Source organism: Pseudomonas sp. KH_021, from assembly GCF_057838865.1.
Genome location: NZ_CM174477.1, coordinates 4,133,617 through 4,149,619 on the forward strand (window position 1 = coordinate 4,133,617; position 16,003 = coordinate 4,149,619).

A 16,003-nucleotide genomic window follows, 5' to 3' on the forward strand; every position below is an offset into this window, starting at 1 on the left:
TCGGTATTCCAAATCAACCACAGGTCACAGAAGCCTACGCCCAGTGACAAAGAAATCAACGACGGACAATACAAGCCCCGTCATCAAACCGATAAAAATAACAACCATTGCCAAGCGAGCACCGCCGACCACGAGCAATGACGTGGCAACTGGCAGGATACTTAATATCCCCACATTATTAAAAGTTTCCGCACACGCCAAGACCATCCCTTTGTCAGACGTGGACCGCGAGGCCAAGATGACCGTACTTAAAGGCGCGCCGACCCCCAATGCAGCTCCCCAAACAAACAAGCAACTCACTGCCGCCCACACACTGAGCTCGCACATCATAAAAACGGTAATACTTGCGAGTAGTAATACGACAGCCCATATAAGCACTGCCTCCTCATGCTTACACCATTGCCGTACCAGGCCAGCGGACAAATTCCCAAGACCCAACCCAGCCCCAAACGCAATCACCGTGAAGCCAACCTCCGAGGTTCCAAATTCGTAGCGCTCACGAAGTACTTCCCCTGAAAGAAGGAATGCTGAAACGCCTGTACCATTCCAAGCCCCCTTTGCAATCAGGGGTCTCAGCACCTCCCAATTTCGATACCAATGAGCAACCATTTTTCTAGAACTCAGAGGCTTGGGTTGTTCGGGAAGACAAAAGAACCCTGCAGTAAAAATAATCAAGCAACCTATTGAGCTAAACAAAAAAGGTGCCTGCCAGCCTAAGTAATCTGTAAGAACACCGGCCAGGACAGGTCCCAACGTAATGCCTGACGTCATCCCTAACATCACTACTCCCATCGCACCCGCCTGCCGAGAAGCAGGGATGACATCCGACAGCAGAGAAAAAACCATGGGTATCAAAACCGCAGAAGCGATGCCGCCAAAAACCCGAAGCGCAATCGCCATCTCCAGCGTCGAGGAATAAATAATTGCAATGCCATCCAGTACAGAAAAAAGCATTGCACCCAACAAAAGCTTTCGTTTATTCGCACGATCCGAAAAATAACCAAACAGTGGAGCCGCCAATGCGTAAGAAAAAGCGTAGCTCGAGACCAGCCATGACGCCCCCACTGGTGTAGTCCCAAACGCCTCCGCAAGAGGTGAAAGCATTGACGAGAGCATAAACTCAGTAAACCCAACAAAAAATACTGTTGCTGACAACACCAAAAGAAGCGCCGGAATTTTATCTCCGGCCGAAAAATCAACTTTAATCATCCATGCTCCATAACAACATCAGCGCCTCTTCTTCCTGGCTGACGACCACGGTAACAGCGGCCCATGCCGCGCTGTTTGCCTGCCAGCGGGCAGGCGGTGCATGCCAACTGTAGGGCTGACATCGTGTGTTTGGCGCCCCAGGTGTTGGTGCCCACGCGAATGGCTTCGCCAGCGATCAGTCGGCCGCCGGGCCAGGTGTGCAGCGGTGAGTTCAATGCAGCCCCGCCGCCTTGCAGGCGTCGACGAAGTTGGCGCCTTTTTTGTCCATGGCGGTCTTGACCAAGGCGTTGGCTTTTTGCAGGGCTGGGCTGGGCTGGGCCCATTGTTCGGGGGGTAGCGGTTGCGACCAGGCTTGCACGCTTTCTGGCAGGGTCGGGCGGCCCTTGCGGTGGGCCCACTCGGCGATCAGGTAGGGCATTTTCCAGAACACGACCACCCGTCTGACGTACCACCAGCGCAGAGGCCAAGGGGAACGCTTAGAGTATCCCCAACGCTTGCGCTCTTCGGCAGTCAGATGGCCTCCTCCGTCGTCCAGCCTACCCAATGCCCTGGCGTCGAGCCGTTCGATTTCAAAGGTGTGCAGCCCTTCATAAGGTTTGAGTTCATCCTCGGTCAGGGTGATGCCCAGCGCGGCCAGCATGGGGTTGGGCGTATCCACCTGCTCCCCTTCTTCCATGTAGTTGCGAATGGACGTCCACATGCCCAGCGCATGCGCATCGCTGGGTTGCGCCGACAATAGAAACTGCACGGTGTCGCGCTCTTCATCCTCCAGCCCCATGCCGAAGGTGTAATCGCGCATCGCGCCGTAGCTGGTCATCCCCTGGCTGCGGGCGACCCAGGCCACCACGCTCTCCCACGGCACGATCAGCACCCGATGGGTGGTGTCGTCGATGTAGCAGACTTCGCGGCGTTGGCGGTTGAAGCGGACTGGGTAGCTTTTGGCCAGGGTTCGGACGTTGGAGAGCATGCCGTAGACGTAGGCGCCAATGGGGATAATGGATAGCAGCGCATAACTGGAAAACACCCTGATAGCATCGATGAGATCCTTGAATGGGGTCGGAAAGTTTTCTGGATAGGAAAGCACCCCATAAAGGATTACAAAACTGGGAGCGATAAATGCTGTAAACAAAGCCATCCAGATTCCAGTTGCCAGGATCTTCCCCTGCTCGACCATCCCGTAGTTGCTCCCCCCCAACTCCAGATAGGTCTCGTTCATCGCCGAAAAGTTACGTCTCGACACCTGCATCTGCCCGGTGTACACCGGCAATGGCGCCAGGAACAGGGTTTCATTCAACTCCCTGACCCGCAGTTCACCGGCACGGGGCCGCTGGCTGCGAATGTCCGGTGTCGGCTCTGGGGTTTTCGGCGGCTTTCTGCGCTTGAACAGTGTGCTAATCATCGAGCGCCGCCATTTGTTCTCGCTTGAACCGCCAGAACGGAGCTTGGTCGATGCCGCTGGGCAAGGTTTCCACGGCGTCGAGGATAAACCGGCCCTGGGCCGGCAACTGTACGCCCCGCACCGTCGCGATGCGCAGGTCGCGCAGGACAAAACTGGTGCGGTGCAGCAAGTCGCGTTCGGCTTCCAGTTGGTAACCGATGGTGAAGGCCAGGGCGAAATCCGTCGTTTGCTGGGCTTCGCTGATCGGCAGGTGAAGGGTCAGCGCCTCGTCTTCCTGGCTGGCAACCACGGTAACAGCTGCCCATGCCGCGCTGTTTGCCTGCCTGCCAGCGGGCGGGCGGCGTTGCAGCAAGGCGTGCAGTGGTGGATTCAATGCAGCCCCGCCGCCTTGCAGGCGTCGACGAAGTTCACGCCTTTTTTGTCCATGGCGGTCTTGACCAGGGCGTTGGCTTTTTGCAGGGCGGGGCTGGGTTGGGCCCATTGTTCGGGGGGCAGCGGTTGCGACCAGGCTTGCACACGTTCAGGCAGGGTCGGGCGGCCCTTGCGGTGGGCCCACTCGGCGATCAGGTAGGGCATTTTCCAGAACACGATCACCCGTCTGACGTACCACCAGCGCAGAGGCCATGGGGTTCGCTTGCCGTATCCGTATTGGTGTCGCTGTTCGGCAGTCAGATCCGCGCCGTCATCGTCTAAAGATCCCATGAAACGTGCGCCCTTGCGTTCTATCTCAAAGGTGTGCAGGCCCTCGTAGGGCTTGAGTTCGTCTTCGGTGGGGGTAAGCCCCAGAATGGCAAGCATGGGGTTGGGCGTGTCCACCAGCTCCCCTTCTTCCATGTAGTTGCGTATGGACGTCCACATGCCCAGCGCATGCGCATCGCTGGGTTGCGCCGACAATATAAACTGCACGGTATCGTGCTCTTCGTCCTCCAGCCCCATGCCGAAGGTGTAATCGCGCATCGCGCCGTAGCTGGTCACCCCCTGGCTGCGGGCGACCCAGGCCACCACGCTCTCCCACGGCACGATCAGCACCCGATGGGTGGTGTCGTCGATGTAGCAGACTTCGCGGCGTTGGCGATTGAAGCGGACCGGGTAGCTTTTGGCCAGGGTTCGGACGTTGGAGAGCATGCCGTAGATGAAGGCGCCGATGGGAAGAATGAATAGCAGCGCGTAACTGGAAAATACCTTGATAGCATCGATGAGATCCTTGAATGGGGTAGGGAAATTTTCTGGATAGGAAAGCACTCCATAAAGAATTACAAAGCTGGGAGCCATAAATGCTGTAAACAAGGCCATCCATATCTGGATCGCCAGTCTCTTCCCCAGTTCAACCATCCCGTAGTTGCTCCCCCCCAACTCCAGATAGGTCTCGTTCATCGCCGAAAAATTACGCCGCGACACTTGCATCTGCCCGGTGTACACCGGCAACGGGGCCAGAAACAACGTTTCATTCAACCCCCTGACCCGCAGTTCACCGGCACGGGGCCGCTGGCTGCGAATGTCCGGTGTCGGCTCTGGGGTTTTCGGCGGCTTTCTGCGCTTGAACAGTGTGCTAATCATCGAGCGCCGCCATTTGTTCTCGCTTGAACCGCCAGAACGGAGCTTGGTCGATGCCGCTGGGCAAGGTTTCCACGGCGTCGAGGATAAACCGGCCCTGGGCCGGCAACCGTACGCCCCGCACCGTCGCGATGCGCAGGTCGCGCAGGACAAAACTGGTGCGGTGCAGCAAGTCGCGTTCGGCTTCCAGTTGGTAACCGAGGGTGAAGGCCAGGGCGAAATCCGTCGTTTGCTGGGCTTCGCTGATCGGCAGGTGAAGGGTCAGCGCCTCGTCTTCCTGGCTGGCAACCACGGTGACCGCGGCCCATGCCGCGCTGTGTGCCTGCCAGTGGAGGGGCGGTGCATGCCGACTGTAGGGCTGGGGTATGTGCCGAGCACGGGTTTGATGAAAGGCCTGCAGGTGCAGTTGACGGCTGTCCATTTCCCGGGTGCGGACACCGGGCAGTCGCAGTTGCAGGTACGTGCGCTTGCCTTTGCGAACCAACTCACAGGTCGGTTGTTGCACCACCCGGGCCAAGGCGCTCCAGTCCTCGGGCAGGCTGCGGTGCAGGTTGGCCGTGCCCCAGGCGCTGGCTTGCAGCCATTTTTGCAGGTCGCTCAGGTTGAAGTAGCGGTACAAGCCTTCGCCGAGCAGTTGCAGGGCCGTGCCGATCAGCCCCACCAGGTTGGCTCTGACGGCGATGCTCAGCAGCCGCGGGCTGGCTTCGGCCCAGGCCAGCGCCCGCAGTTCGGCGGGCTTCTTGAGGATTTGACTGATGATCGACGTCGTGTGTTTGGCGCCCCAGGTATTGGTGCCCACGAGAATAGCGTCGCCAGCAATTTGCAGGGTCGTGGCCGCCAAGGCTTGGTGATTGCCTTTGACCAGCGCTTTGCCCCATTGCTGGGAATGCCTGCCTAAGTCGATGGCGGCGGCCAGCGCGCCAAACCCAAACGCAGCATCCCCGGCAATTCCGGCCCAGCGCCCCAGGCGGCTCATGGTATTGAGCTTGCCAGCGGCACTGTCCATTTGTGCGATATGCGCCTGCAAGATCGTTATTGACAAGCCCTGTACCACGGCAAAACCCGCAGCGGACATAAAAATGAATGATTCAGCGACGGCACCCAGGTCTGACAAGGTGCGATCCTTTTTTTTACTAAACGCACTCAACGCCTCAACAAACTTGTGCCCTTGATAAACAAACAACAACAATCCAATTCCATCCCCCCAGGATCTCAGGGCGCTACTCAGTGGCTTGCCAAACGTCCCCGTCGCGCGGAAATCTCGCACCGTGCGCTGCATTTCACTACGCAGTTCCGGAGGCATACCATCGATTACCGTACCGATCTGCCGCCGCCCGTCGCTGCCGACTGTCAACGCCCGGCTGATGCGGTCCTCCAACGGCAGCAGCGTGGCCTTGAGCTCTTGGATCCGCTGGTTATGCACCTGCTCGCTGCCCGGCGTGGCCAAGCCGTGGGTTTGCCGCGACAACTCCTGGCGGCGCAGCGTGTAGGTGCGCTTGAGCTGGCGGCGCAGATCGAAGGCGGCATCGCGGGTCTTATTGAAGGCCTGGATTTCGGCAGCCGACGCTGCCCGCAGGGTCAAGCCGCTGCGGGAAAACTCGCGCAACAGTTGCAGGCGTGCCGGCTGGCCGAGGCCACGGAGGAAGCTATTGGGGTCGATGGGTTGTCGTTGTTTAAAATCATGGTGCGCTCGATCTAACTGATCGGCAGCAAAAAGCTGATGCGCTGGGTTATACGCCCCATCCAACAAGCTCTGCAGCCCCTTGAACCGCGTATTCAGATCCGCATAGTTGGGCAGCCGTTCGCTCATCAGGCTGTTGAATTGATTGGCCAGTTCATTGACGCCGGCCAAGTTGTCCGGGGCCGTGACGACCTTGATCCAAAAGCTGCTCAGGTCCAGGAGCTTCTTGCTCACATCCAACTGATCGGCGAGGGGCAGGGTTTCCAGCCCCGGTACGACGGTGAGCGGGTTTTGCTCGAGGAAGGCGGCGAGTTTTTCAATCGCGGCGCGATCGCCGCACAGGGCCGCCACGCAGACGAATTCGGTTTCCAGGCGATGCTGGATCTGCGCGTCGTACCGGAAGTCGTAATACCAGGCGGCACGGTGAAAGTGGCCGCCGGTAATCATGTTCAGGCGGTCTTCGCGAATGGCTTGAAGGCGCCTTTGCCAATGGCTGAGCAGCGTTTGCTGCTGGTGGACGAACGCTTGCATCTCCGCCCGGTTGACCAACTGATCAATGCCACGCTCCCCGATGGCCTTGCCGTTTAACGCCTCCCAGGTGCGCAGGTGGAGGCCGGCGATGGCGTCTCGATGTTTTTGCCAAAGCCCTTCGCCCAGGCCATCGAGCAGACTGACGAAGGCGCGTGCGTAAGGATTGCTTTTCGCCGCTTCGCGCCAAGACTGCTCGTCGCCATAGATGGACTGTCCGTCATGGTCACGCTTGGCCCGCAGATAATCATGAACCGCCGTCTGCTGCTCCGGGTTGAGGTCCGCCTTCAGGGCATTGACAGCAGAATCCGTGCTGGCCAAGGTCTCCATACCCGCCGGACTCATCTCGTACAAAGACTGGATGTAGGCGCCGGTGAGGTATTTGCGCTGGGCAGTCTCGTCGGCGCTCCACTGCTTGAGCCAGTCCGCCACTTGCAGTTGGGCGCTGGCCAGGTCGCGCATTACGCCAAAATCGTCGCGCAAGACCAAAAACAGAAAATCGTTCTGGTAGGCGCCCAGCACCCGACTGGTGAGCGCTTCGATCGGCGTGTCCTGGAACAGGGGCGTGGCTTCCCAGCTATAGGGTTGGCGCTCTTGCGGGTGGGCGCCCTCGGGTAATGCAGCCGGTGGCGGGTTGTGTTGCGCGACCTCCGCCAGCCAGTCCTGGGCCTGGCGTTGGGTCAACAAGTGGGTTCCCCCATTGGTCGGGCAAGCACTCGCCAGATCGATGCGTTGCATCAAGCGTTCACGCTCGGCGGTGTCCTTGAGCACTTGCGCGCATTTGTAGGCCGTCCACTGGAGTTCCGAATAGCTGGCGTACAACCGGTGTTGCCGGGTGAAGATCAAATGAGGCTCGCCCACCGACGCGGTGCGCGTGTCGCCCGCCACTTCCCGGCCCTGCCACAGCAGTTTGCTGATTTGTCCTTGCTCGACGTGGTATTCGTGCAGGTAGCCGGTGCCGTGATCGATGATGTACAGGTAGCCGTCACGCAGCAGCCGGAAGCCCAAGGGCTGGCTGGTCAGGGTGAGCGGCATGCTCAGTTCGGCCGAGGGGTCGAGGTGTTCGACCAGGCCGTAGCGCACCGGCAGCAACTGCACTTTTGAGCTCATCAAAGGGCACAGCCCCAGGGGTGAACGGATGTCTTGGGCGCTCTTGGCCATGGCGGCGATGTTGGCAGGGCCTTTGAGCGGTGGTTCGGCGGTCATGGCAAGTCTCCTGCTGGCGTGGCCGTGCGGGCATACGCCAGCTCGGCAGCGCGTTGGACACGGATCAACGGGGAGGGTGACGACGCCGTCAGGGTCTCGACGATGTCCGGGTGGCTGGCCAACGGCTGCCCGGCCAAATAGCCGAGTACGTTGGCATAGAGCGTGATTTCCTGTTCCGAGGTAAAGCCTTGCCGGATAGCCTGCTGGGCGACTTGTTCGGCAAACCGCAGGCGCTCCTGGGCTGAGCAGGACGCCATCAAGCTGGGAAAGTACCGCTGCAGGTGATCGTTGAGGCTGATGACCGCATGATGAAACTGCACCTCGCCCAAGGCGGTTAGCTCCTGCTCCGTCAACAGATAGGCTTCGGTAGGCGCTAATGCAGGCTGTTCGGGGCGTGTGTGCTGTAACCAGGCCGCCTGCAACCCATCAGGCAGGCACAGGTGCTGAACAGGGCCAAACCAGCGTGCACTGTTGGCTTGCCGCGCCAGGTCGAACAGGTGATGCATGACCGCTGGATCGGCGATGCGCGGCATGACCTCGCCCGCACTCGGGTGTTTAACGCTCAGCAGGTGACGCCAGTGCTTGCAGAGCGTTAGCGCGTCGGCCTCGCTGAACAGCAGATAGCCCCATTCCAGCGCGGCATTTTCCAGGAAGTACGCCAGCAGTGAATCACCGGCACCCTTGAGGGTGATCAAGCAGGGCGAGATGTCCGCCAGCTCATGCCAGCGTGTGCCTTGGTACAGGCAATAAACCGGGTTATCCCAGCGGTGCAGGCGCTGCGCCAGATTCGAGGCGCTGACCCCGTCCAACAGCAGATAGGCCGGCAACGACCAGGGCAGATCATCGGGTAATGGCGGTAACTCAAGCATGGGCTGCCTCACTCTGCGGTTTGACGACTTCGCATACCGCGCAAATAGGCTTTTTGGCCATCAGGGCCGATCGCTGCGTGGAGGCCAATAAGGGCGCCTGAAGGGCTGCTGATGTCGCCCCTTCAGCAGACGACGCCAGGATCGGCGGCACCCCCACCAACGGAGCGCCGCCCTCGACGATGGGCACACTGCTGAAAATCCCCCCAGGGCTGATCACGAGGTGGTGGCCACCAGCTTTGAGCGTCAGGCTCATGCCAGCATCGATCACCACATGGGCGGCCGTGACATGGACCTGGGGGCCGGCTTGAATCACCAACGTGCCACTGACCGTCGTGCTGCTGTTGCCGGTAATGCTGATCTGCTCGCTACCCCCGATCAGCGTGTGACGCAGACCTTGGGTGGTGTGCAGTTCGTCGCCCTTGATCAGGCTGGCACTGTTGTTCTCGACCTGTTCAAAACGGTCGTTGCCAATCAAGCTGTGGCTGTTTTGAGCAATCTGCTCACGGCGGTCGTTACCGATCAGGGTGGCGCTGTCGTTGAGAATCAGCTGCTCGAGGTCGCGCTGGGCGCGCAGGTAGATCAGCTCCCGTCCGGCGCGATCTTCAATCGACAGCTCGTTGTATCCGTCATTGGCGGGGGAGCTGCGGCTGCGCAGCACGGTTTTGGTCTTGTGCTCCGGCAAGGGGTACGGCACGGAGGTGATCTCGTTGGGCACGCAACCGGTAATCAACGGATTATCCGGATTGCCCTCCAGGAAGGTCACCACCACTTCCATGCCGATGCGCGGGATGGTCACCGAGCCGAAACGGTCGCCTGCCCAGTTGGATGAAACCCGTAGCCAGCAACTGCTCTTGTCGCTGCCCAACTTGGCGCGGTCCCAATGGAACTCGACCTTGACCCGCCCGTATTCATCGCAAAAGATCTCTTCGTCCGCAGGCCCGGTGACACGGGCGGTCTGGCTGACCAGTGTTTGGCGGGTGACCAGCGGCGGACGATAGAACACGTCCCAGGGAATCGCGCTGAAGCTGTTGCGGTAACCCTGGGTGAAGCCGTCTTCTGACTTAACGTCGCTGATGAGTGCTTCTTCAAGCACCTGGGGTTGTTTGCCAACGTGATGGACACTGAGCAACAACCACAAATCGTTGTACGGTTGACGCGGGTGCTCGGTCAGTTCAAACAAGTGGCCACTGCGTAAGTTCGCTTGATCGCTGCTGCCCTCGGCCAGTTGGTAATCACTGCGACGCCGTTCCAGCGCTTGCCGGGCAAGCTGTTTACCGTGTTTTTCATTGTCGATGAAAACAGGGTAGCGATAGTCTTCGAGTTCAGGTCCATGCTCGGTCGTGACGCGGCTTTGGTGGGGCGGGATCGGGTGGGTGAAGTCGTAGTCGCGGCGCGTGGCCGTGCGGGTTCGGGTGCTGAAGCGCATGGAAAAACGATCGATCACCGAGCACTCCGCGACCATGCCGCAGGCGGGGTGATAAGGGGTGGCACCATCCAGCCTGGGGAAAAAGCTCTGATGGTCGGTAAACACCAGTCTATGGTCGTCGGGTGAATGCTGGTGGTGCCAGGCAATGCCCTCCTCGGCGCATAACCTTTGGACGAACTCGTAGTCGCTTTCCGCATATTGAGTGCAGTAGATGCGCGCGGGTCCGGGGGTGACGTGGAAGGTAAACACGTCGGCCAGAATGCCATGGCCTTTGAGGACTTGGGCGATGATTTGCGGAACGGTCAGGCTCTGGAAAATCCGTTGCTGGTGGCTGAACTGCAAATAGTGCAGCACCGGCACCAAGGTCAGGTGATAGCGGGTCAGGCGCTTACCCACCGCCCCCATGGAAACCTCTTCGATACGACCATGAATGCCTTCGCCATGGAGGCCGAACTGGAGGAACGCCGGCTGGCAGAGCAGGCTTTCCAGATCAACGTCGGGACGCTCGCTGACCAACTCGACGTGGATCGCGTACAAGGTGCTGATGGCTTCCGTACCGTCAAAGGCCAGTACCTTGAAATCGTTGCGAACCGTGGGGATTTTCAGTTCGAAATGAGCAACATTGGCCGGCGCGAACATAGCTTGATCCTTGAGCTGAGAACGACAACCGCGCGAACTTCATTCCATGAAGGCATGAGCAAGCGGTTTGGCCGAGCAAGCTAGCAAGAGGGGCGCAAGAGTGAATGCCGGGAAAATCGACTAATTAGGTAGGAAATTTCCATATTCTGTCTATGCGACACATAAGTCTTCATTCGACCCTTTTAAGTTCGAGACACTCTTGCCCGCTCCTCAGACGTGAAATATTTTCCACCCACCATCAAACACAGCCACAAAAACAAGGTCTTAGCCTCAACCACGGACACCCACCGTGTTGCAAGGAGACGACATTGCTGACCCATTTGCCCAAGTTCACCCTGGTGGCCCTGTTGCTCAGCCTGACCGGCTGTTATCACCATCACCGCGATCACGACGATGGCTGGCGCGATCGGGATCACCGGCATTCACGCGGTTACGATCGGTATGACCGCGATGACCGCGACGATCGCCGCGACCGCTACCGTGACGATCGTCGCTATTACCGCTGAGGGCATTGCCTTCGCACAGGTCCCGGTCTTGACTGTGTAGACCGGCGACCGGCCCGGTACATCAGGGTGGCAACCATGTGCGGCAGGCTGTCCCAATACCGCGGCATTCACGACTTCGTCGATGCCCTGAGCATGCCCAACGCGCTGGTCAACACCGTCGGCGATCAGCCACTGCAGCGTTACAATTTGCCCCCGACCGGGATGACCGCTGTGTTGCGCTGTGAAGGCGAGCACCTGCTGGCCGCGGATGTGCGCTGGGGATGGAAGCCGCAGTGGGACCAAAGCAAGGTGCGGCGCATCAATGCCAGGGTCGAAAAAGTCGCCCACGGCCCCTACTTTCGACAAATCTGGCCACATCGCGCGCTGGCCGCCATCGACGGCTGGTTCGAATGGGTAGCCGACCCTGAAAACCCCAAACAGAAACAGCCGTATCTGATCCGCCTCAAAAGCGGCGAACCGATTTTCTGCGCCAGCATCGGCCAGTTCAGCCCGCCGAACGCAGAGCCTACCGATGAAGATGGCTTTGTCATACTCACGGCCGATGCCGAAGGTGGCATGGTCGATATCCATGATCGTCGGCCGGTGGTGCTGGCCCCGGAACTGGCGCAAGAATGGTTGAGCTGCGACACACCGCGTGAACGTGCTGAACAAATTGCCTTGTTACAGGGCAGCCCGGCCGATTGTTTTGAATGGTTCAAGGTCGACAAGGCCGTCGGGAATGTTCGCAACAGCGGCCCCTGGCACCTTCTTTAGGTAGGAGCCCAGCTTGTCGGGGCGCCGAACCGTGGCGATGGCATCACCGCTGTATGCCAGATACACCGCGGTGATGCCATCGCCAGCAAGCTGGGCTCCTACAGTGTGTGTGTGTTCACCCCCGCAGAATTCAACCGCAAGACTCGGAGTGTTCAGTACACTGGGCCGACGTAGGCTGATGTTCACTTCGTGCCTTAAGGTCTTTGACGATGAAACCACTCAACCCCAACGACCCGCGCTGGCAAGCCATCCTGGCCCGCGACCCGTCCTTTGATGGGCAGTTCGTCTATGCCGTGCGCACGACCGGTGTCTACTGCCAGCCCAGCAGCGCCTCTCGTTTGCCCAAGCTTGAAAATGTCGAGTTTTTCGACAGCGCAGACCAAGCCGAGGCCGCCGGGTACCGCCCCAGCAGGCGGGCTGGCGCCGACCAGAGCAGCATGGCCCGCCAACACGCTGCATTGGTGACAGCCGCGTGCCAAATCATCGAAGCCTCAGAGCCTGCCCCCGGCCTCAATGCCCTGGCCGAGCACCTGGGCATGAGCCCCTATCACTTTCACCGAGTGTTCAAGGCCTCCACCGGGCTTACGCCCAAGGCGTATGCCAGTGCCCATCGGGCGCGCAAGCTGCGCGAGCGGCTCAAGCGCGGCAACTCGGTCACCGAGGCGATGTACGACGCCGGCTTCAACTCCACCAGCCGCTTTTACGAGACGTCCGATAATGTGCTTGGGATGACGCCTTGCGAATATCGCGCGGGCGGGGCCAACACCGAGATCCGCTTTGCCGTGGGCCAGTGTTCGCTGGGGGCGATCCTGGTGGCGCAGAGTAATCGCGGTATTTGTGCGATTTTGCTGGGCGACGAACCCGACACCCTGGCCCGCCAGCTGCAAGACAAGTTCCCCAAGGCACACTTTATCGGTGGCGATCAGGCCTTCGAACAGTTGATTGCGCAAGTAGTCGGCTTTGTCGAAGCACCGGCCATCGGCCTGGACCTGCCGTTGGACTTGCGCGGCACCGCCTTTCAGGAGCGAGTTTGGCAAGCATTGCGGGAAATCCCGCCGGGCAAGACGGCCAGCTATGCTGAAATCGCCGCGATGATCGGTGCGCCCAAATCCTATCGGGCCGTGGCCCAGGCCTGTGGCGCCAACAGTTTGGCGGTAGCCATTCCCTGTCACCGCGTCGTGCGTAGTGACGGTGATCTGTCCGGCTATCGCTGGGGCGTGGAGCGCAAGCGCCAGTTGCTCGAGCGCGAGTCCAACTGACGCCTCGCTCGCCAGATCCACGCCAATCGGGCAGCATGGACACTTTGCTTTAGTCGCTTCAGGAATTCCCATGCGAACCTCGTTCGAGAGCCTGCTAAAAACCAAGAACATGGCTCATCTGGGTGCCCCCCAGCCCGATCAACCCGTCAGCACCCAACGGGTCGCGTTTGTGCTGCTTGATCACTTTTCCATGATGGCCTTCACCGGCGCGGTAGACGCGTTGGTCACCGCCAACCTGATGAGCCCCACGCCGCTGTACCAGGTGCAAGTGGTGAGCGTCAGTGGCCAGCGCGCCTTGAGCGACCTGGGCATCGAGGTGGCCACCGATTGCAACCTTGAACACTTCGATGATCGTGCCTTGGACATGCTGGTGGTCTGCGGTGGCTATCGGGTCAAGCTGCAGTCCACGGCGCTGATCCGCCATCGGCTGAAATCGGCCGCCACTCATGCCCGCATGCTCGGCGGGCTTTGGAACGGTGCCTATTTTCTCGCCGAGGCAGGCCTGATGGACGGCTATCAATGCGCCTTTCACCCCGACGGTCGGGCCGTGATGAGCGAAGACTTCCCGCGTACGCCATTGTCATCACGCTCCTTTGTGGTCGACCGTGACCGCATGAGCTGTGCCGGCGCCAACAGCTCGCTGGGCATGATGCTAGAAGTAGTGCGGCGCAGTTTTGGCGATGGTTTTGTCAGCGCCATCGATGAAGTGCTGGGCTGCGACAAGCTGCAGGAAGTCCTGGATGTGTCGGTGGTAGCCATCGACCGCAACCCGACCCTGCCACAAGCCCTGAAACTGACCCTGGAGCTGATGAGCAGCAATATCGACGAGCCCTTGAGCATGGACGAAATTGCCCGCTGCGCCGACATCTCCCGCCGCCACTTGGAGCGGTTATTCATGCGCCATATGAACGCCTCGCCGACCCGCTACTATCTGGAACTGCGCATGACCCGCGCCCGGCAGTTGCTGCTGCAGACCAACAAGAGCATGGCCGAGATCGCCGTGGCCACGGGCTTCGTCAGCATTGCCCATTTCCAGCGGTGTTTCCGCGAGTTTTTCCAAGTGGCGCCAGGTCGCCTGCGCAAGAGCGCTCAAGCCAGGTTGCAGACCTGGTCAAATACCCCTGTCTTGTAGGAGCAGACCTTGGTCGCGATAGCATCACCGCGGTCTACCTGAGAACCGCAGCGATTTCATCGCGAGTAAACTCTGCTCCTACAATGTTTCCCCGCCCGACAAGGAGCTCCTGTGCAGTCGGTGATCTCGGTTCAGAACCTGAACAAAACCTATGCGTCCGGCCACCCGGCGTTGAAAAACATCAACCTGCAAATCCAAAAAGGTGAGATCTTCGCCCTACTGGGCCCTAACGGCGCCGGCAAGACCACCCTGATCAGCATCATCTGCGGCATCGTCAATATCGGCGAAGGCCAGGTGCTGGTTGGCGGCAAGGACATTCGCACCGACTACCGCGCCGCTCGCTCGCAAATCGGCCTGGTGCCCCAGGAACTGGTCAATGATGTGTTTGAGACGGTCTGGGCAACCGTGTGCTTCAGCCGCGGGCTGTTTGGCAAGAAGCCCAATCCCGCCTATCTGGAACAACTGCTGCGCGACCTGTCGCTGTGGGACAAGCGCGACGCCAAGTTGTTCGAGTTGTCCGGCGGCATGAAGCGCCGGGTGATGATCGCCAAGGCGTTGTCCCATGAGCCGGACATTCTCTTTCTCGATGAGCCCACCGCTGGCGTCGATGTGGAGTTGCGCCGCGACATGTGGGACATGGTCCGGCGCCTGCGCGAGCGTGGGGTCACGATTATCCTCACCACCCACTACATCGAAGAAGCCGAGGAAATGGCCGACCGTATCGGCGTGATCCGCAAGGGCGAGATCATCCTGATCGAAGACAAGGCCACGCTGATGCACAAGCTGGGCAAGAAACAACTTACCGTGCAACTCAAGCAGCCCATGACCGCCCTGCCCGCCACCCTCGCCGGTTACCCGCTGGAGCTGGACGATGACGGCCATGCGCTGGTGTTCACCTTCGACGCTCAGCGCGAGCACACCGGCATCGCCGAGCTGCTCAAGGACCTGGACCGCCACGGCATCGACTTCAAGGACCTGCAGTCGAGCCAGAGCTCACTGGAAGATATTTTTGTCAGCCTGGTGAGGACTTCGGCATGAACTTCTACGCAATCCGCGCTATCTACCTGTTCGAACTGGCGCGCACCTGGCGCACGCTGCTGCAAAGTATCGCCACCCCAGTCATTTCCACGTCCCTGTACTTCGTGGTGTTTGGCTCGGCCATCGGCTCAAGCATGGCCCAGGTGCAGGGCATCAGTTACGGCGCCTTTATCGTGCCGGGCCTGATCATGCTGGCACTGCTGACCGAGAGCATTTCCAACGCCTCGTTTGGCATCTACATGCCCAAGTATTCAGGGACCATTTATGAGTTGTTATCGGCACCGATCTCGTTCCTGGAAATCCTGATCGGTTATGTCGGTGCAGCCGCCACCAAGTCGATCATCCTGGGCCTGGTGATCCTGGTCACGGCGCGGCTGTTCGTGGACTTCCAGATCGCCCACCCTTGGGTGATGGCGCTGTTCCTGGTGCTGACGGCCGTCACGTTCAGCCTGTTCGGCTTCATTATCGGCATCTGGGCCAATGGCTGGGAAAAACTGCAAGTGGTGCCCGCCTTGATCGTCACCCCGCTGACCTTCCTGGGCGGCAGTTTCTACTCCATCGGCATGCTGCCGCCACTGTGGCAGAAGATCACCCTGTTCAACCCGGTGGTGTACCTGATCAGTGGTTTTCGCTGGAGCTTTTATGGCGTGGCAGACGTCAACGTCTGGGTCAGCATCGGCATGACCCTGGGCTTTTTGCTGGCGTGCATCCTGGTGGTGAGCTGGATCTTCAAGACCGGGTATCGGTTGCGCCACTGAATCTGCACGGTGTGTCTGGGTTGGCCGCGCGGGTAGGAGCACGGCT

General features: G+C 59.7%; 13 protein-coding genes. 6 read left to right on the forward strand and 7 right to left on the reverse strand.

The genetic code is table 11. From position 1 onward, the window contains the following. Positions 1–24 precede the first annotated feature (24 nt). From AC3IX4_RS19020 to tssI, 7 genes are all read right to left on the reverse strand, one after another. Positions 25–1,209, reverse strand: coding sequence for an MFS transporter (locus tag AC3IX4_RS19020; protein WP_489256948.1), 1,185 nt, complete (start codon positions 1,207–1,209; stop codon positions 25–27). 211 nt (positions 1,210–1,420) lie between these two features. Further along, the gene (locus tag AC3IX4_RS19025; protein WP_489256949.1) at positions 1,421–2,608 is read right to left on the reverse strand and encodes a hypothetical protein; all 1,188 of its coding nucleotides are present in this window, start codon (positions 2,606–2,608) and stop codon (positions 1,421–1,423) included. Then, entirely contained in the window at positions 2,601–2,981 is a 381-nt protein-coding gene (locus AC3IX4_RS19030; RefSeq protein WP_489256950.1) for a hypothetical protein, read from the reverse strand. The genes AC3IX4_RS19025 and AC3IX4_RS19030 overlap by 8 nt, the downstream gene beginning before the upstream one ends. Further along, on the reverse strand, positions 2,978–4,165 hold the full coding sequence (locus AC3IX4_RS19035) for a hypothetical protein (protein WP_489256951.1): 1,188 nt from the start codon (positions 4,163–4,165) through the stop codon (positions 2,978–2,980). Before AC3IX4_RS19035 ends, AC3IX4_RS19030 begins: the two co-directional genes overlap by 4 nt. Next, positions 4,158–7,577: a toxin VasX gene (locus AC3IX4_RS19040; protein ID WP_489256952.1), complete on the reverse strand. Its 3,420-nt coding sequence runs from the start codon at positions 7,575–7,577 to the stop codon at positions 4,158–4,160. The genes AC3IX4_RS19035 and AC3IX4_RS19040 overlap by 8 nt, the downstream gene beginning before the upstream one ends. Continuing rightward, the gene (locus tag AC3IX4_RS19045) at positions 7,574–8,446 is read right to left on the reverse strand and encodes a DUF4123 domain-containing protein (protein ID WP_489256953.1); all 873 of its coding nucleotides are present in this window, start codon (positions 8,444–8,446) and stop codon (positions 7,574–7,576) included. Before AC3IX4_RS19045 ends, AC3IX4_RS19040 begins: the two co-directional genes overlap by 4 nt. Beyond that, positions 8,439–10,511: a type VI secretion system tip protein TssI/VgrG gene (gene tssI / locus AC3IX4_RS19050; RefSeq protein ID WP_489256954.1), complete on the reverse strand. Its 2,073-nt coding sequence runs from the start codon at positions 10,509–10,511 to the stop codon at positions 8,439–8,441. Before tssI ends, AC3IX4_RS19045 begins: the two co-directional genes overlap by 8 nt. Positions 10,512–10,819: 308 nt before the next feature. Between tssI and AC3IX4_RS19055 the strand changes: the two genes are divergently transcribed. The 6 genes from AC3IX4_RS19055 (at position 10,820) to AC3IX4_RS19080 (ending at position 15,957) form a co-directional block, all read left to right on the forward strand. Beyond that, complete coding sequence (locus AC3IX4_RS19055) at positions 10,820–11,017, forward strand: hypothetical protein (RefSeq protein WP_489256955.1); 198 nt, start codon at positions 10,820–10,822, stop codon at positions 11,015–11,017. Between the two features lie 75 nt (positions 11,018–11,092). Further along, entirely contained in the window at positions 11,093–11,770 is a 678-nt protein-coding gene (locus AC3IX4_RS19060) for an SOS response-associated peptidase family protein (protein WP_489256956.1), read from the forward strand. Positions 11,771–11,979: 209 nt separating this feature from the next. Next, on the forward strand, positions 11,980–13,029 hold the full coding sequence (gene ada / locus AC3IX4_RS19065; RefSeq protein WP_489256957.1) for a bifunctional DNA-binding transcriptional regulator/O6-methylguanine-DNA methyltransferase Ada: 1,050 nt from the start codon (positions 11,980–11,982) through the stop codon (positions 13,027–13,029). 70 nt (positions 13,030–13,099) lie between these two features. Beyond that, on the forward strand, positions 13,100–14,161 hold the full coding sequence (locus AC3IX4_RS19070) for a GlxA family transcriptional regulator (protein WP_489256958.1): 1,062 nt from the start codon (positions 13,100–13,102) through the stop codon (positions 14,159–14,161). Between the two features lie 111 nt (positions 14,162–14,272). After that, the gene (locus tag AC3IX4_RS19075) at positions 14,273–15,199 is read left to right on the forward strand and encodes an ABC transporter ATP-binding protein (RefSeq protein WP_489256959.1); all 927 of its coding nucleotides are present in this window, start codon (positions 14,273–14,275) and stop codon (positions 15,197–15,199) included. Continuing rightward, positions 15,196–15,957, forward strand: coding sequence for an ABC transporter permease (locus tag AC3IX4_RS19080; RefSeq protein ID WP_489256960.1), 762 nt, complete (start codon positions 15,196–15,198; stop codon positions 15,955–15,957). Before AC3IX4_RS19075 ends, AC3IX4_RS19080 begins: the two co-directional genes overlap by 4 nt. Positions 15,958–16,003 lie beyond the last annotated feature (46 nt).